This window comes from Krasilnikovia sp. MM14-A1259, assembly GCF_047159535.1.
Classification (GTDB): domain Bacteria; phylum Actinomycetota; class Actinomycetes; order Mycobacteriales; family Micromonosporaceae; genus Actinoplanes.
In genome coordinates this window covers 6,201,035-6,222,975 of the sequence record NZ_BAAGAJ010000002.1, presented here as the reverse complement: position 1 = coordinate 6,222,975, position 21,941 = coordinate 6,201,035, and the positions used below count along the sequence as shown (strand labels likewise).

The window sequence follows — 21,941 nt, the reverse complement described above, 5'->3', positions numbered from 1 at the left end:
ACGCGCCCCGCCTCGGGCCGACACCTCAGGGGCGCGGACCGACGAGCTCGCCCAATGGCACGCCGGCGAGGGCCCGGACGTCGCGGGCCAGGTGCGCCTGGTCCGAGTACCCGGCGACCGCGGCCACCTCGGCGAACGCCCGGCCGCGGCGGGCCAGGGCCAGCGCCCGCTGCAGGCGCAGGATCCGGCCCAGCGCCTTCGGGCCGTACCCGAAGGCGGCCTGGCAGCGGCGCAGCAGCTGACGCGGGCTCAGGCCGAGCGTCTGCGCGAGGGCCGGGACCGGCCGCCCGGCGCGCGCCCCCGCGGCGAGCGCGACCAGCTCCGGGTCGGGGTCGCGCCACCGGCGCCGGACGGCCGCCTCCAGCGCGGCGGCCGGATCGTCGGCCCCGGCCACGCGGCGTACTTCGGCCGCCGGCCAGAACGCCTCCAGCGGCACCTCCCGGTCGGTCAGGGCGTCCGCGGGCACCCGCAGCAGCGGCGGGCCGGTCCCGGCGGCGAAACGCAGCGCCGCGAAATAGGTGCCCCCGGGTGCGGAGTGCAGCTGCGCCACCGTGTCCGGGCCGGCGACGACGACCGTGCCGTCGCGCCAGATCAGGTCGAGGCAGCCGTCCGGGAGCACGCGGACGGCCTGGCCGCCCGGCGGGATCACGCTGCGCCACGCGACGACGAGCGGGTGGATCGCGGACGGCCGTTGCGCGTACATGGCCCGAGGCTCGCACGGGGGTACGACAGGACGGAGAATACGGAGGTGAGCGATCGCCTCGACGAGTATCGCCGCAAGCGCGACCCCCGGCGCACCCCGGAGCCCGTCCCTCCCGAGCGCCCCCGCGCCGGCCCGGGCGGCCGGTACGTGATCCAGCAGCACCACGCGCGCAGCCTGCACTGGGACGTCCGGCTGGAACGCGACGGCGTGCTGGTGTCGTTCGCGGTGCCGCGCGGCCTGCCCCGCGACGGCGAGCGCAACCACCTCGCCAAGCACACCGAGGACCATCCACTGGAGTATCTCGACTTCGCCGGGGAGATCCCGGCCGGCGAGTACGGCGGCGGCCGGATGCTCATCCACGACCGCGGCACGTACACGACGGACAAGTGGCGGGCCGACGAGATCGGCGTGACGTTCCACGGCGAGCGCACCCACGGCCGGTACGTGTTCTTCCGCACCGGCGGCGACGACTGGATGGTGCGGCGGATGGACCCGCCGGAGCCGGGCTGGCAGCCGATGCCCGCCTCGGTGGCGCCGATGCTCGCCGCCCCCGCCGCCCGGCTGCCCGCCGACGACGCGGCCTGGGGGTTCGAGCTGAGCTGGGGCGGGCGCCGCACGATCGCGTACGTGTCGGGCGGGCGGGTGCGGCTGGGCTCGGCCACCGGGGACGACGTGACGTCGTGGTACCCGGAGCTGCGCGCGCTGGGCGCCGAGCTGGCGCCCGCCGAGGCTGTGCTGGACGGCGAGATCGTCGCGTTCGACGGGGCGGCACCGTCGGCGGAGCTGTTGCTGCGGCGTACCGCGCCCCGCGACTCCGCGGCCGCGCGGCGGGCCGCGGAGCGCACCCCGGTGCAGTTCCTCGCGTACGACCTGCTGTGGTTGGAAGGCCACGCCACCACGGAGTCGATCGGCTACGCCGAACGGCGTGAGCTGCTGGAGGGGCTCGCGGTGGCCGGGGAGCACTGGCAGACCCCGCCGTACTTCCCCGGGGGCGGGGAGTTCGCCCTGCAGACCGCCGCCGATCAGGGGCTCGACGGGGTGGTGGCGAAGCGGCTGGACTCGCCGTATCTGCCGGGGCGGCGTACCCGGCGGTGGCTTTCCGTGCCCCACGCCGCGGGAAGGGCCGGCGCCCGCGACAAACGCGCAGGCACCGGCCCGTGAGAAACTGCGGCGGGTCCGCCGAGGCGGGTCCGCCTTCGCGGGTCAGGCGACGAAGCGGTCGCGGCGGCGACGTGCGACCAGCACGCTCACCACACCGGCGCCGAGCATCAGCAGGCCTGCCCCGCCGATGATCCCGGCCGTGGGTCCGGTGATCGGCAGGCTGCTGCCGCCGCCGGCCGCCTGGCCACCAGAGGCAGTGCCGGCCGCCTGGCCGCCGGCCGGGTTGCCGCCCTTGCCGGCACCGGTAGCCACGCCACCGGCCGGGTTGCCGCCCTTGCCCGCGTCGGTGGACCCGCCGCCGGGCGCGTTGACGACGATCGGGGCGGTGTTGTTGTCGGGGTTCAGTTCCTGGATGCGACTGGTGCAGGCCGTGTCGTCAGATGTCCTGTAGTTCGGCACGTTGCAGGTCTTGTTGACCTCGACCGTTCCCGCGGAGCCGGGGATGACCTTGTCGATGCGCAACGTGAAGTCGAAGATGTTCGGACTCTCGGCGGTGCTCGAGGGGATCCGGGGACCCGCGGTGCAGCGGTAGTTCGAGAATCCGGGCTTGGGGTCAGGCAGGTAGCCACGCGCCATCGGCTTTGGCAACTTGCCGTCGACCAGCTCCCAGCACATGCGCGGCACGGACACCACGGTCGTCCCCGGCGGGACGGTCAGATCGACGGCAACACTCTCCTGCTCATGACTGCCGCCCCACATCCGGGCGCTGTTGGTGAAGTCCACCACCGCCGGCCCCCGGTCGGTCACCCCCACGGACGCGGTCACCACGTCGCCGACACCGCCCTTGACCTGCGCACCGACGGCCGCGATGTCAGGGTAGTTGGTACCGGTCGTGGTGACATCGACGTACGTGATGAGCGGCATGTCACGCTTGGCGGTGTCGACCGCTCCCTTGTGCGGCACCAGCTTCAACACGCCACCGATACCGGGCTTTCCGTGCCAGCGGTACTTCTTCATGAAGTCTGACGGGCGCCAGTCGAACCCGATGGAGGGAGTGAAGCCGGGAGCGTAGGTGTCCGTGCGCAGCCGCAACGGCATCGTGAAGTCGTACTGGGCCCCGGGCGCCAGCTCCTGGTCGAAGGTGCAGGACTCCAGGTGCCCGGCGACGTAGGTGCAGTTGGAGTACGTCGTTCCGGGCTCGATCGCGAAATCATCGCTGATCATGACGCCGGCACCCGCAAAGGGCACGTCACCGGCGTTGCGCACCGACGACCCGCCGACGAACGTTCCCCCGGGCCGGGCCTCGACCTTGAGGTCAGCACCGGCGGCCAGGAGATTCTCCTCGGCGTCGAGAACGCGGACCGCGGCGGTGGCGGTGATCGGCGCAACGCCCTTGGCGGAGAACGTGGCCATCAGCTTTCCGTAGGCGTCGGGCTTGGCGGTCGGTGCAGCCTTCACCACGATGGGCAGGTACTGCTCGACCATCTGCTGCCCGAGCGAAAGCCCTCGCGGGTCCGAGCAGACGATCCGGGTCGGCGACTCGCTGGTGCAAATTCCGCTGCCCGGGGCGACGACGAGCTGAAGTCCGGCAAGCCCGGTCACCTCGTAGGCGATCTTCACCTCGGTCAGGTCGAGTTTGGTCTTGGACCGCAGGTTCAGTCCTTGCGGCGAACCAGCCGCGGCGCCCGCCACCACATCGACAAAGGCGAGGTCAGCCGAGATGCCTTGTTCCCCAGTTTCGGCGTATGCCGGGGCGGCCAGGGTCGCGAGCAGAGCGCCGGCCACCGTCAGCGCGCCGGCCGTGCGCCGCGCGTACAGATGCTGCATCGAAAGGTGTCTCCCCCGGTAGTCGATCAAGCCGACGCAGCGTAATAGCGGAGATCAATCTTCCGTCAAGCCGATAGTCACAGGTCACATCGATAACCCCGCTCCGTCAGAAGATCACCACGGAACGCAGCACCCCGCCGGTGTGCATCTTGGCGAACGCCTCCTCCACCTGCTCCAGGCGGATCTCCTCGCTGACGAACGCGTCCAGGTCGAGACGGCCCTGCCGGTACAGCTCGGTGAGCATCGGGAAGTCGCGGGTGGGCAGGCAGTCGCCGTACCAGCTGGACTTCAGGGCGCCGCCGCGGCCGAACACGTCGAGCAGCGGCAGCTCGATGGTCATCTCGGGGGTGGGCACGCCGACCAGGACCAGCGTCCCGGCGAGGTCGCGGGCGTAGAACCCCTGCCGGTACGTCTCGGGCCGCCCGACCGCCTCGACCACGACGTCGGCGCCGTTGCCGCCGGTCAGCGCGCGCACCGCCTCGACCACGTCCGCGGAGCCGGCGTCGACCGTGTGCGTCGCGCCGAACCGGCGCGCCCATTCGAGCTTCCGTTCGTCCGTGTCGATCGCGATGATCGTGGTGGCCCCGGCCAGCGCCGCGCCCGCGATCGCGCCGTCGCCGACCCCGCCGCAGCCGATCACCGCGACGGAGTCCCCGCGGGTCACGCCACCGGTGTTGATCGCCGCGCCGATCCCGGCCATCACGCCGCAGCCGAGCAGCCCCACCGCCGCGGGCCGGGCCGCCGGGTCCACCTTGGTGCACTGTCCGGCGTGGACGAGGGTCTTCTCCACGAACGCCCCGATGCCCAGCGCCGGGGAGAGCACGGTGCCGTCGGTCAGGGTCATCTTCTGCGTGGCGTTGTGCGTGGCGAAGCAGTACCAGGGGCGGCCGCGACGGCAGGCGCGGCAGTCGCCGCAGACGGCCCGCCAGTTCAGAACGACGAAGTCGCCGGGGGCCACGTCGGTCACCCCGGCGCCGACCTGTTCGACGATCCCGGCGGCCTCGTGGCCGAGCAGGAACGGGAAGTCGTCGTTGATGCCGCCCTCGCGGTAGTGCAGGTCGGTGTGGCACACCCCGCACGCCTGGACCCGGACGACCGCCTCGCCCGGACCGGGGTCGGGGACGACGATCGTGGCGACCTCGACGGGGGCACCCTTGGCGCGGGCGATGACTCCGTTGACTCGCTGGCTCATCCGTCCACCTTGCCACCCGGCCACGGCGGGCGGCAGCGCCGCGCCGCCGGGTATCCGCGGCGATCGGCCACCCGGCCGCGGCTTCCCGGTCGGCGGCGCGGTTCAGCTCGTGGGTGGCTCGTCCCGGCCGGCCTCCTCCGCGGCGTCGGCCTCGTCCTTCGTCTTGTGCACCGCGCCGTCGGCGTGCTCGGGCGGTCCGTAGACGGTGTACAGCACCAACGGGTTCGGGCCGGCGTTGATGAAGTTGTGCTTCGTCCCGGCCGGTACGGCAACCAGGTCGCCCTGATTCACTGTCCGGGTGTGCCCGCCGACCTTGGCCTCGCCGACACCGCTGACGAACGTGAGGATCTGGTCCACCTCGTGGACCTCCTCGCCGATCTCGCCGTGCGGCGGGATGGTCATGACGACGAGTTGTGTGTGCTTTCCGGTCCACAGGACCCGGCGGAAGTCCGGGCTCTGCTCGGCGACGGTCGCGATCGTGAAGTGCTCCATGCCGGGCCGAATACCCGGATCAGCGCCTCTTTGAACGCCGTACCCGGGGCGGCGGCCGCAGCGCGTCAACCGGCTCGGGGCGGCCCACGAGGTAGCCCTGCACGTAGTCGACGCCGAACTCGCGCAGCATCCGCAGCGTCGGCTCGTCCTGGACGAACTCGGCCACGGTGTGGATCCCGTACGCCTGGCAGACCTGCACGAGCGCGCGTACCAGCACCTGGTCCTGTGGGTTGTCGACCAGGTTGACGATGTACTCGCCGTCGATCTTGACGAGGTCGATGGGGAGCAGCCGCAGGTACCGGAACGAGGCGTACCCGGAGCCGAAGTCGTCCAGGGCCAGCTCGCAGCCGAGGTCGCGGACCCGGTCGGCGAAGTGCCGGGCCTCACTGAGATTGCCGATCAGCGCGGTCTCGGTGATCTCGAACGTGAGCTGTTCCGGGTTCACGCCGTACCGTTTGATCAGCGTCTCGACCTCGGCCGTGAGCCGGGGGTCGCCGACCGAGCGGCCGGAGAGGTTGATCTGCAGGCAGAGGTCGTCGCGTTCGGCGGCGAGCTGCATCGCCCGCTCGACCACCCACAGGTCGATGTCGTAGACCGCGTCGAGGCGCTCGGCGGTGTCCAGGACCTGGATCGGCGACTGCGGGCCGCCGGTCTCGTCGAGCACCCGCAGCAGCAGTTCGTACCGGGCGACCGCGTTGGTCTGCAGCTCGACGATGGGCTGCGCGACCAGGCTGAACCGGTCCGTGCCGAGCGCGTCGGCCACCCGGTCGCGGTACGTGCCCTGCCGGTCGCGTGGCGGGACCGGATGCGGCACCGGGGTCAGCGGCCGGTCGGCCTCGCGCCCCTGCCGCCATGCGTGCTCGGCGTCGATGAGCAGGTCGTGGCTGCCGGCCTCGGCGCCGGGCTGGAAGCGGACCAGCCCCGCCCAGGCGCGGGCGCGCAGCCACGCATCCGGCAGCACGAACGGGTGGGCGCGCAGCGCTTCGACGAACAACTGCGCCTGGCGCCGGGCCAGCGTCCACGAGACCCCGGCCAGCAGGACCGCGATCTCGTGCGGGCCGACGCGGCCGAGCAGGTCCTCCGGCCGGACCAGGCCCTCCAGTACGCGGGCGGCACGGTGCAGCAGTTCGGCGTGGCGTTCGGGGGTGCCCACCTCACCGGCGGTGCCGTCGTGGCCGTCGGCCATGCGGCGCTGACCAGGCATGCCCTCGTGGCCCTCGCCGCGCTCGGCCATGCCGCGGTCGGGCTGGACGCGCATGACCAGCAGTGCTCCCCCGCCGCGGCGCAGGGCGCGGTCCACCTCGTCGGCGAAGCGGGCCCGGTTGAGCAGGCCGGTGGCCGGATCCCGTTCGATGACGGACGCGAGCACGGTCTCGCCGCGACGGCTGAGCCGATCGACCTCGCGCCGGGCCCGCTCGCGCGCGGAGACGTCGCGCAGCGTGCCGCGCACCCCGGTCACCCCACCGTCCGGGCCGGTGGTGGGTTCCAGCCGGCAATCCACGTCGAACCAGCCGCCGTCGGCGCGCATCAGCCGGACGGTGGTGCGCACGGACTCGCGGCCGGTCCAGGTGCGGGTGATCGCGGCGAGGGCCCGGGCGTGGTCGTCGCGGTGCACGTATCGGGCGAGGACCTGCTGGCTGATCTGGTTGCCGGCGGGCGGGCGCCCGAGCAGGACCCGCAGACCTTCCGACCAGACGATCGTGTCAGCGGCGACCGTGTACGTGAACCACACCGGTTCGTCCGTGGCCGGGTGCCGCTGGTCGGGCACCACGCCGTCATCGGCGGGGTGGGGGCGGCGGGCACGGCGGTCGCGCAGCGCGCGCGGGCGTGGCGCGCGCTCATCGGCTGCCGTCATGCGCCCCCCACCTCCCCGGCTCGGCTGACCCCTGGACTATTACGACCCGTCACTTGCCTTCTGTAACAGGGATCGCTGTGGCGAATGTTTTCGCAGGCCATCCAACAAATTGGTGGCCTGCCTCTTCTCCACTGATCAGAGTGTGAAAATAGCTGATCGGCCGACCGCCCGCAGCGTCGGATAGCCGTGACATCTGCAAACATCCATGACGGATAGTCACTGCGCGTGGCTATTGTGGAACCTTGCGCGACAGCGGCACCGGCAAGCGGCAGATATCGCACCGGACGCACTCGTACGCATGCGTACCGTAGTCGGCGCGGGGTTCGTCGAAATCGTTACAAACTCGGCTGCGACGGTCCCGGAACGCGCCGCGGCCCGGTCCCCGCAGCGGGAACCGGGCCGCCGGGCCGCACCCGGTCGTCAGGAGCGCACCGGCATCAGGGGAAGTGCATGCGGCGCGGCCGCGGGATGACCGGGGGCGGCAGGGGCAGGTCGGCGAGGTGACCCCAGTTCAGGGCGCCGTTGTCCGTCGACTTGATCTCACCGAGACAGGCGCGGAGCAGACCGAGGTTCGGCGCTCCCGCGTACCCGGCGATGACGACGTCCGGGCGCGGGTCGATACGCGAGATCGCCGCGCAGATCTTCGCCACCTCACGCTCGTCGACCGCGTCCAGGGGCAGCGGGGCCTCGTTCGGCGAACGCCGCCACGGCGGTCCGAAACGGCGCAGCAACTCGCGGACCAGCCGGCCGAAGGACCGGCCGACCTCGGCGTCGCCCATCGACACCCGGGCCGACTGGCCGTAGCACCAGGGCACGAGGACGTGTCCGTTGATCAGTACGAGTTGGTAGACGGATTTCGGCACACTGATGATCTCGGCGCCGGGCAGGGTGCCGAGGAAAAGCACCAGCTCTTCATACGGCAACGGCCAACGGGGGTTGGCGAGAACGCGTTCCGCGGCCTGTGCGGTGGCGGGGCGGGCATTGACCTCGCGCTCGATCGCGGTGCTCAATGCCTCGGGGACCCGGGTCCACAGTTCGCCGGCGACTTTGTCGCCGAACTGTTCGACCACCCACTCGCTCGGACCGACAAGAACGTCTGGACGCATACGGCACCACCACCGTCCGTGTCGCTGGCGCTACGTCTAGCTTGAGAGTTTCACCATCGGAGATCGACAGGAAGAGGATTCCGTCGGGATCTCAAAAACGTCGGTGAATGAAATCCCGGCAGCATCTGCAAACGCTTGCGGCCCCATTGGATCAGCAGGTCAGCACCCACGGACACGCAACTCGCACGGCGAACCGCTCGTGCAAGTTGCATGTCGGATCGTGGATGAGTCCTCTATGTGACAGTAGAGGCCGCCCGCATTTCGGGACGGTGACGGCGGTGCAAACTCCCGCTGCACGTCGCGCCCCGGACAATCGCTGCGCAGGCCGGTCAGCCGGGCGGGGCCGGGACGGTCACGGCGGCGAGGTGGGCCAGCATCGCCTGGTTCGCCTCCCACCCGTCCGGGAACTTCACCGGGACCCCGAGATGCACCGGTTCGGTGGACGGGTGCGCGTCCAGCAGTTCCGCGATCCCGGCCCGGGCGACCACCACACAGGCGTGCCGGTGGCGCGAGGTCAGCACGCACAGCCGCCCCGATTCGAGGTGGAACGCGGTGGCGTCGCGGCGCCCGGACAGCGGATGCAGGACGACCGTGAGGTCGTACTCGCGGCCCTGCAGACGGTTGGCCGTGTCCACCGTGACCCCGGCGGCCGAGGGCGGCAGCGCGGCGCGGATCGCGGCGACCTGATCGCGGTGCGCGGCACCGATCGCGATGCGCTCGGGGTTCAGTGGGGCGCCCCCGGATTCGGAGACCGCGGTGGCTCCGCGGGCCAGCGCTCGCGCGGCGAGCTCGGCGCAGGCGCCCGCCGCCTCCGCGTCGGTACGCACGGTGAACCGGGCGGGCAGCTCGCACAGCCCCCAGCCGGTGGCGGCGGCCGTGTCGAGAACCGGGTCCAGCGCGGTGGCGGCGGGCTGGGCGAACGCCAGCGTGCGCTCGCCCGGGCCGGTGCCCGACCGGAATCCGGTGAACGGGTAGAACGCCTCGGCGACCACCGGGGCGGCCGACGCGGGCAGCCGCCACGACACCGGCAACCGGTGCACCGGCAACTCGGGATTGTGCCGCAGCAGCACCGCGACCGCGCTCTGCAGCGGATCCCAGGACAGCCCGGCCCAGCGATCCACCTCGACCGTGGCGAACGGGTCGAGCTGGCCGGGATCGCCGACGAACAGCGCACGGTCGAAGCGGGCCGCCACCCGCAGCAGCGCGTCGGACCGCATCTGGTACGCCTCGTCCACGATCGCCCACGGCCAGGTTCCGTCGGGGACGGTCGCCCACTTGGCGGCGGTGCCGATGGTGATCGCCGGGCCGTCGAGGTCGGCCACCTTGGCACCCACCCGGCAGCCGGGGTGGGCGCGCACCCGCTCGGAGGGGGTGTAGTCGACCGCGGAGAGCCGGCCGACACCCACCTCGGGTGCCGCCGCGCCGAGCCGGGCGATCAGGTCGTCGACCTGCTCGTTGGTCTGCGCCACGATCATCAGCGGCTCGCCCGCCGCGGCGAGCTCGGCGGCGGCACGGACCACGAGCGTGCTCTTGCCCGCTCCCGGCGGTGAGTCGACCACCACACCACGGTGGCCGGTGGCGGCAAGGTCGTGCAGCACGGCGGCGACGACGCGGGAGGCCGCGGCCGCCGGAGTCTCGACGGAATCGGGGACCGGCACCGGAGCACCGTAGCAACGGGCGCCGGCGAACCACCCCGTTGGAATTCATGCTGAATTCACTATGTAACTCTAAGGACATATTTCGCTACGCTAGGTGAATGATGGTATTCACGTCGCCGGGTGTGACGGTGGACGGGGTCTACCGGCCGATCCTGCGGCCTCGCCGGGGCGAGTTCACGGCGCTGCATCACCTGGACATCGAAGCCGCGAAGCAGGTCACCCCGATCGTCGAACTGCGCGGCGAGGACCTGCCCCGCCTGGTCAAGGAACTGCCCCCGCGTACGGGCGCGCTGGCGGTCGACCTCGACCCGTTCATGCCCTCGCCCGTCGAGCTGGCGCTGCGGCTCGACGACCTCGGGGTGGCCATGCTGCCGGTGCTGCGGGCGTACGACACCGACCGGCGCCTCAGCGAGAACGGCCTGGCCGCCCGGGTACGCCTGCACCGCGCGATCCTGCGCCTGCAACCGCACGTGGACGCGCCCAACCCGGCCGCCGCCACCGCGACCACCGACCGCCTGCTGTGCGGCGCCGGAATGGACCACGAGTGCGTGGACCTCATCGTCGACCTGGCCGAGACCGCCTGCGGCTCCGACGTCGACCGGTTCGTCGAGCAGGCCCGCCACGTCCTGCGCTGGGCGCACGCCCGGCCATGGCGCTCGATCACCATCGCCGCCGGCGCCATGCCGCCCAACCTGGACGACCTGCCCGCCGACCGTCCGGTCGCGGTACGCCGGCTGGACGCCCGCGTATGGGCGAGCCTGGCCGAACCGGGCGTGGGATATGCCGACTACGGCGTCACCTCGCCGGTACGCCGGCTCGGCGTGCAGCACCATCGCCAGCTGCCCACGCTGCGCTACACCACGGACCAGGCGTGGTGGATCTACCGGTGGGCGCGCCGCGGCGGGCGCAGCGACGACCGGTGCCAGGACCTGTGCCAGACCCTCGTACGGTCGCCGCACTGGCCCGCGCAGGGCGCCCGCTTCTCCTGGGGCGACGCCCAGATCGCCCAGCGTGCCCGGACCGCCCGGGGCGCCGGCAGCTCCGCGAGCTGGATCGGGTGGAGCACGTCGCATCACATCGCGCATGTCCTGAACACACTGACCAGGACCAAAGCCCGGGAATCCATCGTACGTATGTACTAATGCGGTTCGGGTGGCCCGCCGTGGGTCCACGGCGTGTCGGCCGGGTCCGGGAACGCCCCCGGCGGCCGGTACGCCTCGCTGAGCGTCGTGAACACCACGCGCTCGCCCACGGCCGCCACGCTGCCCGGCTCGGCGACCAGCCGGCGCCCCATCCCGCCGGACAGTTCCAGGACCACGTCCGTGCCCTCCGGGGCCGGGTTCACGGAGATCACGACCGCCTTCTGGGCGGGCCGGGCCGGACACGTGAGGCTCGCCCCCGGAGCCACCCGGACCGGCTCGGCGGTGGCGACCATGATGCGCGGGCGCAGCACGGGCCGCCGGCCGGTGTCGTCGACGCGGTCGGGCTGGGCGAGCGTCACCACCCCGGCGAACGCGGTCCCCGCCAGCCGGTGCTCGGCCATCACCAGCGGATCGTCGAACGCGCGCTGGACCGCGTACCGGGCGGCGGCCTGCTCCAGCCGGTGCAGGCGGGCCGCCGCGGCGACCGCCCCGTCGCGGCGCGGCTGGGGTGCGCCGCCCTCCGCGAGATGCTGCGCGAACGCGGAGAACGCGTCCCGGTCGCCGTCCCACCGCCCCGCCACGTGGGCGCCCGCGGGCAGCGCACGCAGCAGGTCCAGGGTGCGCCACATCAGATGCCAGGTCGGGTCGAGGACACCACGCAGTACCGCGGTCAGCTCGCCCAGCGGGACGTCGGGCAGCGCGAGCAACGGCGCCAGCACCCGGTTGTCGAAGTCCGGATCGGTGGCCGGGCCCGCGGGCGGCGACACGTCCGGGTCCTCGGCGAGCCGTGCGGCCTGGCGGCCGGCGTACCCGGCGGGCGGGTCGATCCAGGCGAGCTGGGCGGCCAGGTGGGCGTCCTCCGTGCCGCTCTGGCCGGTGGCCCAGTGCAACCCGAGCGCCGAGACCGCGGTGAGCAGCAGCGCCGAGCCCGGCACCTCCGCGCAGTTGGCGAAGAACGTGAGCCAGCGCCCGAGCAGCGGCACGGTCGCGGGCACCGGATACTCCCCGTCGACGCTGCGGAACCGGGTGGAACGGCCGAGCAGCCGCAGGAACTCCACGCCCTGCGGATTCGGCACCCACAGCTGCGGCGCGTCAACGTACCTGTACCGCACGTCGCGGCCGCGGTCCACCGGGACCGGTTCGGCGACGCCGGTGAACGTTTCCACGTAGGAGGCGAGCGCGGCGCCCAGCTCGGCGGCGAACGCGAACCGCTGGTCGCGGTTGCGGGGCTGGCCGACCACCAGCATCCGCGGCGCGGCGCGGTCGGTGCCCAGCATCACGGCCAGCGGGGCGTTCGCCTCGCCGGCCAGGGCCAGCGGGATCAACACCAGCGGGCGTTCGTGTACGTGCAGGTGGCGCACCGTGGCCAGCGGCACCGCTCGCCCGGCCGCGTACGCCTCGGCGCGGGCCAGCGCCGCGAGAGTGCTCACCGGGGAGCCTGGGCCTCGGCGCGCAGCCGGGCCGCGGCCTGAAGCAGTTCCGCCGCCTCGGCGTGCTGCGGGTCGGGTGCCCGGGTCCCGGCGGCGTACGCGAGCACCTCGGCGACCGTCTCGACGCCGCCGAGCGCGTCACGGACCGGGCGCCCGAGCGCGGCGGTGCACCCCGCGGCCTCGTCCCGGCAGAATGCGGCGAGCTCGCAGGTGGACAGGCACTCGGGGGCGTACCGGGCCTCGACGGCGTGCAGCGCGGCGATCAGTTCCGCCGGTGTCCGGGCCGGGTCGAAGCCGACGGATTCGGGCAGGGCCGCGGCGAGGCCGGCGACCGAGGAGAGCCGGGCGAGCTGGCGGCGCAACGTGGCGAGCTGTTTGCGGACGTCGAGGACCACCGCGGTGGGCCGTAGCGAGAAGTCCTCCGGGCAGACCAGCACGACGTCATGGCTGACCAGATCCTCGTCGTGGCCCAGCTCGGCGAGCAGGCGGCGCAGCGCCAGCACGTACACGGCAGCCTGGACCGCGGCGGCGGAGACCTTCGCGCTGTCCGCCTGGCCGTCCACGATGGCGAAGGACTTGATCTCCACCACGTGGTACCGCCCCGCCACCTGGAACGCGATCAGGTCGGGTTCCAGGAACACCGCGCGGCCGGCGACGTCCAGGGTGAGCAAAGGGTGGTCCACCAGCGCGGGACGGTCCACGGCGCGCAGCAGCCCACGGGTACGCGCGTGCCGCGCGGTGAGCGTGTCGTCCGCGTCCTCGCCCAGGTCGTCGTACCCGGCGTCGGCGGCGGCCGGGCCCAGCGCGCCGGCCAGCACCGCGCGCAGCAGGGCGCAGCCGTCGGCCTTGAGCATCGCCTCGAAGCTGTTGCCGCGGGCCAGCGCGAACCGGGACTGCCCGAACGTGCCCGGGAATCCGACGCGCTCGGCCAGGCGGGGCTTGTCGATCCCGGCCGCGTCCAGCACGGCACGGCGGGTGCAGCCGGGGTTGCCGGTCAGCGCGGCGACGGTGCGGGCGTTGTGCCGCCGGGGCGGCGTGGCACCGCGAATCCGATCCAGGACGTCCTCCCGTACCGGCCCGCCGGGGGTCCGGCTGGGTGTTGCGGTCCCGGCAGCCTCATCGGTGCTCACCCGCGGCCCCGGGGCGCGATCCCGAACAGCCGCTGCCGCTCGTCGAGCCGGGCTGCGCGGGCGGCGGCGGCGTCGCGTACGGGCAACTCGGCGGCGACGGCCGCCGTCAGCCGGCCGTCGGCGAGCGCGGCCCGGGCGGCCCCGGCCAGCGCGGCCGGTTCGAGTACGTCGTGCGCCTCGGCGCCGCCCGGCACCGCGTCGGCGAGGCGCCGCAGAAGGCGGGCGGCGCCCGGGGCCGGTCGCGGGGCGGCGGCGACGAATTCGGCGACCCGGATCACCCGGGTCAGGGTGGCCGCGCGGCGGGCCGCGGGCAGGGCGAGGCGGTCGGCCACCGGCCAGGTGGAGAGCGTGGCGAGGCCGGGCGCGGGGGCAAGCTCGGCGTCCAGGCCGGGGCAGATCCGGTACGGCCGTTCCCGCCCGTCGGCGTGCTCGCGCTCCTCCCGGCGGAGCAGCTCGGCGAGGCCGGACACGGAGAGGTCGGAGTCGAACAGTGCGGCGTGCACGTCGACGAGCAGCCGGGGCGGGGTCGGTGAGCCGAGCAGGAGCAGGGCGTGCTGGGCCTGGTCGCGGGTGCTCGGCAGGGTGCACTGGCGGGTCATCGGGGGCCGCTCTCGTCGGGGGTGTCGGCGCGGATCGACTCTAGATCCTCGTACGCGCGGCGGCCACCGGACGGACGACTCACCACATTTCACCCACCTGAGGCGAATAAAACCCGCATATCGGACGAAGGCCAGCTTCCGCGCTACGTTCGGGGGTATGCCGAAGGCCATCTGGAACGACGAGATCATCGCCGAGAGCGACGACACCGTGGTTGTCGAAGGCAATTGCTATTTCCCGCGCTCATCGCTGCGGGAGGACCTGATCCGGCCCTCCGACACCCATACCGTCTGCCCGTGGAAGGGCAAGGCCTCGTACTACACCCTTGAGTCCGGGGGACACGTCACCGCCGACGCGGTCTGGTACTACCCGGATCCCAAGCCCGACGCGAAGGCGGTCCGCGACCGGGTCGCGTTCTGGAAGGACGTCAAGGTCGTCACCTGACACCGGCGCACGCGCTCATCGCGGTGGCTCGCTCACGGAATGCGGGGGCTCACGAGATCCGGGGGTGAGCCTCCTCGATGGCGGACACCTCCAGGTAGTCCAGCATGTCGCGCTGCTCCTGCGGGCCCAGCGCGCCGAACGCCTCGTACGCCGCGGCCCGCGCGTGCGGTGTCTCCGCCGCCAGCAGCGCGATGATCGCCGACCAGGCCAGCGACACCCGGTCGAACAGCCGGGCCTGGCGCAGCGACGTGAGCCGGCTCAGCATCCCCACCTTGGTCGCCGCGTCGTCGTCGTGCGGAACCCGGTCGCACAGCTCGAACAGCGCCTTGCCGCGGTACGGGTGTTCCGCCTCCACCAGGCGGGTCAATTCGGCGTTGTCCATCTGCTCCACCGGCGGGGCCGGGCCCCGGCGCGGCAGCGGCGGATTCTCCGCGGAGCCAGGCTGCACCGGCATGTCGTCAGCGGGCACGGCTGTCCCGTCCGCTCTCGAAGCCCACGCCCGGCACCTGGTGCGGCAGCGTGGGGCGGTTGTGGAACGTCGGGAAAGGGCGCGGCGCGGGCATCGCGGGCGCGTCATCGATCTCGTCCAGCACGTCGCCGTCCGGCGCGTCGACCCCGAAGCGGCGGGCGAAGCTTTCCAGCACCGCCTTGCCGGTCTCGGTGCCCGCGCCCACGGTCTGCGCCACCGCGTCGGCGACCTGCCCCACCAGGGCAGCCTGGGCACGCCGGACGGCCGCCATGATCTGCTCGGCCAGGTCCGCCGCGGGCAGGCGCCGCACGCGGTCGTCGAGCTCCAGCCCCACGACCGCCCCGGAACCGGCAACGGTCACCCGGATCGCGCCGTCGTCACCGGCGGCCGACGCGGTCAGGGCCGCCAGCCGGTCGGCCAGCGCCGACACCCGGTCGGCCACGGCGGCCTTCGCCCCGGGCGGGCCGGGGTCCGGCTCGCTCCCCGAGCGGACCGCGTCCGCCGGGGCTTCGAGATTTCGACCCAGCACGGTTTGTCCTCCGATGCCGACTTTCGCGGTGTTCGCGTTCTATGAGATCACGGCGACGCAAACCCTAGCCAGCCCCGGTCCACCCGGCACCGCCCGGGGGTCACCCGACCCGACGACGCCGTAACCTAGCGGCAACGCATCGATCGTTGCCGGTCGGCGTCGGGAAGCCGACACCGGCCGCGGGGACGACAACGAGAGCAGGTGTACGTGGATCTGGGCCGCCCGGACGAGGACGTGCAATGGCGCTCCGTCATGATCGACGTCTCCGGACTGTCGCTCGCCGACCTCGCCGCCGCGGTGCCACCCGAGGGCACGGACTCCGCACTCGCCCACTGCCTGCGCCGGCTCGCCGACGACCTCGACGGCCCCGGTGAGCCGATCGCCGGGTTCAATTCCGCGATCTGACCACGGTGTCCCCGTTCGCCCCGTACGTCCTCAGCGACGTCGCACTCGCCGCCCTCGGCGCCGGCCGCCCCGCCCCCGGCACCCTCGCTCTGCTACGCCGCGCCCAGCTCAGCCGGCACCTGCTCCTGTTGCGCGAGATCGCCGCCGCCGACCCCGGCGCCGCCGAACCGTACGCGGAACTGGCCGCCGCCGAACACGCCGACCCCACCGCGGTCCGGCGGCTGCTGGCCCGCCCGATGGTGGGCCTGTGGGCGGCCGACTGCCTGACCCGGCTGCGTGCCGGCACCCCCGCGGCCCAGGCCGGGGTGGCCCGCCTCGCCGAGCTCGCCGCCCACGCCCGCTCCGGGCCCGGCACCCCGAACGGCCCCCGGCACACGCGGCCCCCGGCACACGCCGGCGCCCGCACGGCAGACCGGTCCGCCGGCCTCGATCCACCCGGACGGCTCCTCCGGGCCACCCACGACGGGCTGACCCTGACCGTGCACCTGGAGGACGGCGACCCGGCGCGATCCGGGTTCGGGCTTGTCCCCGTCGAGCCCCTGTCCGACGCCGAGGCCGCGCACTGGGGCGACTGCCTCACGCACGCCTGGCGGCAGCTCGTCACCCGGCACCGCGATGCCGCCGAAACCCTCGCCGCCGTCCTGGGCTGTGTGGTCCCGGTCCAGCCCGATCCCGCCGCCCGCGGGATCAGCGCGACCTCCACGCACGCGTACGGGGCCGTCGCCATGTCCACCCCGGCCGACCCGGCGGCGCTCGCGGTGGGTCTGATCCACGAGACCCAGCACAGCATCCTCAACGCCGTGCGGTACCTGTTCGAACTGCACACCGGGCCGCAGACCCCGGGCTACTCGCCGTGGCGCGACGACCCCCGCCCGCCGTCGGGGCTCCTGCACGGCGCGTACGCGTACCTGGCGGTCACCCGGTTCTGGCGCGCCGAGCCCGGGCGGGCGGCCCGCTTCGAGTTCGCCCGCTGGCGGGCGGCGGTCGCGGACGCGGCCCGCCGGCTGCTCGCCTCGGGCGGGCTGACCGCGGCCGGCGCCCGGTTCGTGGCCGCGCTGCAAGCCGAGGTGACCCCGTGGCTGTCCGAACCCGTGCCCGCGGACGTCGCCCGGCTGGCCGCCGGGGCCAACACCGACCACCGGGTGCGCTGGCGGCTGCGCAACCTCACGGTCGAGCCCGCCGCTGCCGCGGCGCTGGCCGACGCGTGGCGCCGCACCCTGCCCCCGCCGCCCCTGCCCGCGGCGGTGCCGCGTCCCGCCGGGAGCAGGGCGCTGGAATCCAGCGCCCGCCTCGACCTCGCCCACCAGCGGTGCCGCGCCGAGGACAGCGCCGAGGCGGCCACCGGCGACGCGGCGACCCTTCCCGGGGCGACGGCCGCCGACCTCGCCTACGTGCGCGGCGACACGGACGTGGCGCGGCGGGCGTACGCCGAGGCCGTACGGTCCGATCCGGGCGGCCACGACGCGTGGTCAGGCCTCGCCCTGGTGTGTGATCCGCCCGCCCTGCGCGAGCGGCCGGAGGTCGTGGTCGCGGCGTTCCGCGCGCTCGGCGACAGCTCAGCGGACCCGGTGACGTTCGCCACCTGGGTGAATTCCTAGATCTTTTGCTCATGTCGGACCCTGCCGCACCGATGAGGGGCCCGTTGGAGGTGAGCCATGGTCCCGACCGGGAAGGCGTTGACCCGCATTCGGCGCGGTGTCGACGACGCGATGGTCTTCGCGTCGCTGGTGCTGCTCGCCTGGCCTGCACTGGCCCGCGATGACCTGGGGTGGCTGTTCGTCACCACGGCGGCGGCAGTGGTGGCAGCGGTCGGCGTCGCGATCATCGTGGTGGCCACGCGCAAGCCGCTGGTGCGTTACGCACCGCCGGTCGCCGCGGCCGTCATGGCGACGCTGTTCACGTACGGGCACGACACGATCAGTGTCGGCATGGTCCGCGCGACCATCGGTGTCGGCGCGATCGTCCTGCTGCGCCAGCTTCTCGGCGCGCACACCAACGCCGTGCTGGTCCGTGACCTGACCCGGCAGCGGGCCATCCTCGCCTCGCAGGCCTACCGTGACCCGTTGACCGAGGTGGGCAACCGCCGGATGTTCATCGAGCACGCCTCCGACGCGCTCGCCCGGGCCGGCGACACCATCACCTCCGTGATCCTCGTCGACCTCGACGGCTTCAAGGACATCAACGACGCGTACGGCAACGCCGTCGGCGACGAGATGCTGCGGGCCGCCGCCGAGCGGGTCAACGCGAACGTCCGCTCCAACGACGCGGTGTCGCGGCTGGGCAGCGACGAGTTCGCGGTGCTGCTGCCCCGGCTCGCCGACGACCTGATCGCCGACGGGGTCGCCAACCGGATCCTGCGCGACCTGGCGCAGCCGCTGGAGATCGACGGCCACCTGCTGACCATCCGCGCCAGCGCCGGCATCGCCCTGACCCGCGGGTCGGACAGCGCGGTCGACGAGGTCATGCGCGAGGCCGACCAGGCGCTGTACCAGGCCAAGGCCGAGGGCCGTGGCGTCGCCCGGCGGTTCGACCCGGCGCAGTTCGCCGCGGCCGAGCAGCGTCGCCGCGACGAGGCCGAGGTGCTGCGTGCCCTCGACAACCACGAGTTCGAGGTGTACTACCAGCCGATCGTCGACCTGGACGGCGAGCACACCGTGGGTGTGGAGGCGCTGGTGCGCTGGCGTCACCCCGAGCGCGGCGTGCTGCCCCCGGGCGCGTTCCTGGAGCTGGCCGAGTCCATGGGCGTCGTGCCGCGGCTCGGTGGCTGGGTGCTGGAGCAGGCCTGCATGCAGGCGGCCGAGTGGCAGCGCCAGGTCCCCGGCTTCGAGCTCAACGTGAACCTGTCCGCGAGCCAGCTCGGCAACCCGGACCTGGTCGACGAGGTCCGCGGCGTGCTGGAGCGTTCCGGCCTGACCCCGTCGCTGCTCGTGCTCGAACTGACCGAGTCGGTCGCCCTGACCGACCTGGTCGAGTCGGCCCGGGTGCTCGGCGCCCTGAAGTCGCTGGGCGTACGCATCGCCCTGGACGACTTCGGCACCGGCTTCTCGTCGCTGAGCCACCTGGCCGCGCTGCCGGTCGACGTGGTCAAGATCGACCGGTCGTTCGTGCAGGCCATGGCGGAGACTGCGGGTGCTTCCGTGGCCGAGGCCGTGCTGCAGATCGCCCGTACGTTCGATCTGGCCCCGGTCGCCGAGGGTGTCGAGGACGCCTCGCAGGCGGACCGGCTGCGCGAGCTGGAGTGTGCGCAGGCGCAGGGCTACCACTTCGCCCGGCCGATGCCCGCCGCGGACATGACCGCGCTGCTGCAGCGGCAGTCCGCCGGCCTGTCCCTCTGACCCGGCGCCCGGCCGTTCCCCGGCCGGGCGTCGGTTGTCGCGAGGCCGTCACAGCGGTGGCGGCTCGATCTCCGTTTCCAGACGGCGGCCCGCGGCCGCCGCGGTCATCACGGGATGCTGGTCGCCGTACGCCTTGGTCAGCTCGAGCAGGGCGAAGCCGCGTCCGGTGTCGTCGCCCGCATCCAGCGCGAGGTTGAACGCGCACGCCAGAGTGTCCGGGTGATCGGCGCCGCGGACCCGTCCCGACCGCACCCACGTGTCCGCGCCGACCTCCCGGGCCCGCTGCGCCTCGCCGGTCGCGTGCAGATCCGCGGCCAGCCCGTTGGCGCAGCACAGGGTGAACGGATGGTCGTTGCCCACGCTGCGGCGCAGCCCGCCGAGCGCCTCCTCGCCGAGGCTGCGGGCCTGCTCGTGCCGCCCGCGCGCCCGCTCCACCCCGGCGATGCCGCAGACCGCCGCCAGCGCGAACGGGTGCCCCTCGCCGAGCACGCCGCGATAACCCGCCGCGGCCCGCTCCAGCAGCAGGTACGCCGATTCGAGGTCGCCGGTGTCCCGGGTGCAGTTCGCCAGCGTGACCAGCGCGCCCAGCGTCTCGACATTGTGGTCGCCGAACTTCTGCCGGAACCGGGCGACGCTGTGCTCGGCGAGGTGCCACGCGTGCGACTGCCCTCGGCGGCGGGCCACCATCGCCGCGAACCGGCCCGCCCACAGCACCATCGGATGGTCCTCGCCGAGCCCGTCGGCGCTGGCGCCCGCCAGTACCTCGGCCGCCGCGGCGTAGTCGCCCAACCCGAACATGTCGAACGCCAGCCCCGCCCGCGACGACAGGACCTCCGGGTGACTCTCGACCAGCACGGCCCGCCGGTGGCGCAACACCTGCTCGTCGGTTGCCCGCGCGCCCCGGAAGTCCCCCAGCAGCCGCAGATCCACCGCGAGGTTGTTCGCGCAGCGCAGCGCCACCGGGTAGCTTTCGCCGAACAGCCGCCGATACCGCACCAGGTTGTCCGCGTCGAGCTGGCGGGCCTGGTCGAAGTGGCCCTGGATACGCAGGTCCGCGCCGACGCTGTTCGCGGTGGCCAGGGTCGCCTCGTCGTCGCCGCCCAGCACGTCACGCTGTGACCGCAGGGTGCGCGCGTTCAGCACCCGCGCATCCGCGGTACGCCCGACCGCCCGCAACGCGTTCCCCAGATGGAACGCCGCCAGCAGCGCCTGCTCGTCGGTGTCGCCGAGACTGTCGCGCCAGCGCTGCACCGCCTGAGCAGCCAGGTCCCGGCTGCTGTCGTAGTCACCGCGGGCGAACAGGCACCGGACACAGTTGACCACCAACTGGCGCAGGTCCTCGGCGTCGCCGCCGAGCAGGTCGCAATGCACAAGGTGCGGGATGATCTCGGCGTACCGCGGCCAGTTCGTCGGATCGTCGGGGTCGCCCGGGTCGGCGGCGGCGAGCATCGCCCGGACGATGTCACGCCGGCCGGCGCGCGGCCCGGCCCCGGCTTCGAGCTGCTCGGCGAGCATGCTCCGCACCAGCGGGTGCACGGTCAGATGCTCGCCGGGCGGGTCCAGTTCGGCCAGGCCGTACCGGCCGATCAGGCGCATCGCGGCCTTCAGCCGCCGCTCGACCCGCACGGCCCGGGCCAGCTCCGGGGGCAGGTCCAGGCCGCGGGCCGCCCACAGCAGCCGCCACGACACGGGAGCGCAGGCCAGGTACGCGCACAGCTCCAGCACCTGCACGGCGGCCGGGGACGCGGCCCGCAGCGCATCCGCCGCGAGGCTCCACGCCACCCGCGCGGGGTCGGGCTCCGGCGCGCCCGCTTCGAGGCCGTCGGCCGCACGTAACTCGGCGGCGCGCTCGTCGTACCGGCTCAGGTACTCGCCGACCGGCCAGCTCGCCGCGGTCTGCACCGCGGCCGCCTGCGCCAGCGCCATCGGCACGTCGGCCAGGCGCGCGGCGATCCGCTCGGCCTCCACGAAGGACAGTTCCGGCGTACGCAGCCGCAGGAAGTCCACGCTGTCCGCCCGGTCGAACACCGGCACCGCCACGGCCTGGGCGAGCTCCGAACTCCACCGCGGATCGCGTGCCGTGACCAGCACGTGCCCCGCCCCGCCCGGCAGGTACGGCGTGATGTCCTCGGGCTGGTTCGCGTTCTCGAACACGACCAGCCAGTCCCGGTACGGCTCGCCGTTGCTCAGCGCGTCGCGGACCGCGCACAGCGTCCGGTTGATGTCACGCGCCTCCGGCAGCCCGAGGCGGGACGCGAGCCCGACCAGCGCCGCCCGCATGCCCGCGGCCTGCTCGGCCGGGATCCACCAGACCAGCTCGTACGTCTGGGCGTACCGGTGGGCGTACTCGACGGCGAGCTGCGTACGGCCCGTACCACCGAACCGCTGGTCCGCGGAGGGCAACAACGCCACCGGACCGTTGGCGAGCAGCCCGCGTACCTGGGCGAGAAGGTCCTCCCGGCCCACGAACCGGGGGTTTCGCGGGGGCAGTCCACCCAGGATCGGCACGCGGGCATCCTCCTTGGA

At 73.5% G+C, this 21,941-nt stretch carries 19 protein-coding genes; 6 read left to right on the top strand and 13 right to left on the bottom strand.

Features of this window, described 5'->3' with window-relative positions:
- Positions 1-25: 25 nt before the first annotated feature.
- Positions 26-703 carry a helix-turn-helix domain-containing protein gene (locus ACMCNK_RS28275; RefSeq protein ID WP_412739379.1) on the bottom strand — a complete coding sequence of 226 codons (678 nt, stop codon included), beginning with the start codon at positions 701-703 and terminating at the stop codon, positions 26-28.
- A 45-nt stretch (positions 704-748) separates the two neighbouring features.
- Here ACMCNK_RS28275 and ACMCNK_RS28270 point away from each other — a divergent pair, with 45 nt between their 5' ends.
- Entirely contained in the window at positions 749-1,864 is a 1,116-nt protein-coding gene (locus tag ACMCNK_RS28270; protein ID WP_412739378.1) for a DNA polymerase ligase N-terminal domain-containing protein, read from the top strand.
- 42 nt (positions 1,865-1,906) lie between these two features.
- Here the strand turns inward: ACMCNK_RS28270 and ACMCNK_RS28265 are convergent, their stop codons facing one another.
- From ACMCNK_RS28265 to ACMCNK_RS28240, 6 genes are all read right to left on the bottom strand, one after another.
- On the bottom strand, positions 1,907-3,631 hold the full coding sequence (locus ACMCNK_RS28265; RefSeq protein ID WP_412739377.1) for a hypothetical protein: 1,725 nt from the start codon (positions 3,629-3,631) through the stop codon (positions 1,907-1,909).
- A gap of 106 nt (positions 3,632-3,737) precedes the next feature.
- Positions 3,738-4,823 carry an S-(hydroxymethyl)mycothiol dehydrogenase gene (locus ACMCNK_RS28260; protein ID WP_412739376.1) on the bottom strand — a complete coding sequence of 362 codons (1,086 nt, stop codon included), beginning with the start codon at positions 4,821-4,823 and terminating at the stop codon, positions 3,738-3,740.
- 102 nt (positions 4,824-4,925) lie between these two features.
- Positions 4,926-5,315 carry a cupin domain-containing protein gene (locus ACMCNK_RS28255; protein WP_412739375.1) on the bottom strand — a complete coding sequence of 130 codons (390 nt, stop codon included), beginning with the start codon at positions 5,313-5,315 and terminating at the stop codon, positions 4,926-4,928.
- Between the two features lie 19 nt (positions 5,316-5,334).
- Positions 5,335-7,170 carry an EAL domain-containing protein gene (locus ACMCNK_RS28250; RefSeq protein ID WP_412739374.1) on the bottom strand — a complete coding sequence of 612 codons (1,836 nt, stop codon included), beginning with the start codon at positions 7,168-7,170 and terminating at the stop codon, positions 5,335-5,337.
- Between the two features lie 437 nt (positions 7,171-7,607).
- Positions 7,608-8,276, bottom strand: coding sequence for a hypothetical protein (locus ACMCNK_RS28245; RefSeq protein WP_412739373.1), 669 nt, complete (start codon positions 8,274-8,276; stop codon positions 7,608-7,610).
- 329 nt (positions 8,277-8,605) lie between these two features.
- On the bottom strand, positions 8,606-9,934 hold the full coding sequence (locus ACMCNK_RS28240; protein WP_412739372.1) for an AAA family ATPase: 1,329 nt from the start codon (positions 9,932-9,934) through the stop codon (positions 8,606-8,608).
- Between the two features lie 98 nt (positions 9,935-10,032).
- Here ACMCNK_RS28240 and ACMCNK_RS28235 point away from each other — a divergent pair, with 98 nt between their 5' ends.
- Positions 10,033-11,076, top strand: a complete 1,044-nt coding sequence (locus ACMCNK_RS28235) for a beta family protein (protein WP_412739371.1) — start codon at positions 10,033-10,035, stop codon at positions 11,074-11,076.
- Here the strand turns inward: ACMCNK_RS28235 and ACMCNK_RS28230 are convergent.
- The 3 genes from ACMCNK_RS28230 to ACMCNK_RS28220 form a co-directional block, all read right to left on the bottom strand.
- Entirely contained in the window at positions 11,073-12,506 is a 1,434-nt protein-coding gene (locus ACMCNK_RS28230; RefSeq protein ID WP_412739370.1) for a hypothetical protein, read from the bottom strand. The genes ACMCNK_RS28235 and ACMCNK_RS28230 overlap by 4 nt on opposite strands.
- A complete protein-coding gene (locus ACMCNK_RS28225; protein ID WP_412741023.1) occupies positions 12,503-13,564 on the bottom strand; it encodes a hypothetical protein in 1,062 nt (353 codons plus the stop codon). Before ACMCNK_RS28225 ends, ACMCNK_RS28230 begins: the two co-directional genes overlap by 4 nt.
- 68 nt (positions 13,565-13,632) lie before the next feature.
- Positions 13,633-14,235, bottom strand: coding sequence for a hypothetical protein (locus ACMCNK_RS28220; RefSeq protein ID WP_412739369.1), 603 nt, complete (start codon positions 14,233-14,235; stop codon positions 13,633-13,635).
- A 157-nt stretch (positions 14,236-14,392) separates the two neighbouring features.
- Here ACMCNK_RS28220 and ACMCNK_RS28215 point away from each other — a divergent pair, with 157 nt between their 5' ends.
- Entirely contained in the window at positions 14,393-14,677 is a 285-nt protein-coding gene (locus ACMCNK_RS28215) for a DUF427 domain-containing protein (RefSeq protein ID WP_412739368.1), read from the top strand.
- A 49-nt stretch (positions 14,678-14,726) separates the two neighbouring features.
- Here the strand turns inward: ACMCNK_RS28215 and ACMCNK_RS28210 are convergent, their stop codons facing one another.
- Positions 14,727-15,131, bottom strand: coding sequence for a hypothetical protein (locus tag ACMCNK_RS28210; RefSeq protein ID WP_412739367.1), 405 nt, complete (start codon positions 15,129-15,131; stop codon positions 14,727-14,729).
- A gap of 4 nt (positions 15,132-15,135) precedes the next feature.
- Positions 15,136-15,675 carry a YbaB/EbfC family nucleoid-associated protein gene (locus tag ACMCNK_RS28205; protein ID WP_412739366.1) on the bottom strand — a complete coding sequence of 180 codons (540 nt, stop codon included), beginning with the start codon at positions 15,673-15,675 and terminating at the stop codon, positions 15,136-15,138.
- A gap of 201 nt (positions 15,676-15,876) precedes the next feature.
- Between ACMCNK_RS28205 and fxsA the strand changes: the two genes are divergently transcribed.
- The 3 genes from fxsA to ACMCNK_RS28190 are packed head-to-tail and all read left to right on the top strand — an operon-like array spanning position 15,877 to position 19,415.
- A complete protein-coding gene (gene fxsA, locus ACMCNK_RS28200) occupies positions 15,877-16,080 on the top strand; it encodes an FxSxx-COOH cyclophane-containing RiPP peptide (protein ID WP_412739365.1) in 204 nt (67 codons plus the stop codon).
- Positions 16,081-16,085: 5 nt separating this feature from the next.
- Positions 16,086-17,678 carry an aKG-HExxH-type peptide beta-hydroxylase gene (locus ACMCNK_RS28195; RefSeq protein ID WP_412739364.1) on the top strand — a complete coding sequence of 531 codons (1,593 nt, stop codon included), beginning with the start codon at positions 16,086-16,088 and terminating at the stop codon, positions 17,676-17,678.
- Positions 17,679-17,735: 57 nt separating this feature from the next.
- Positions 17,736-19,415 (top strand): putative bifunctional diguanylate cyclase/phosphodiesterase, encoded by a 1,680-nt coding sequence (locus ACMCNK_RS28190; RefSeq protein ID WP_412739363.1) that lies wholly within the window; start codon positions 17,736-17,738, stop codon positions 19,413-19,415.
- Positions 19,416-19,463: 48 nt separating this feature from the next.
- Here ACMCNK_RS28190 and fxsT read toward each other — a convergent pair whose 3' ends face one another.
- Entirely contained in the window at positions 19,464-21,923 is a 2,460-nt protein-coding gene (gene fxsT / locus ACMCNK_RS28185; RefSeq protein ID WP_412739362.1) for an FxSxx-COOH system tetratricopeptide repeat protein, read from the bottom strand.
- Between the last annotated feature and the right edge of the window lie 18 nt (positions 21,924-21,941).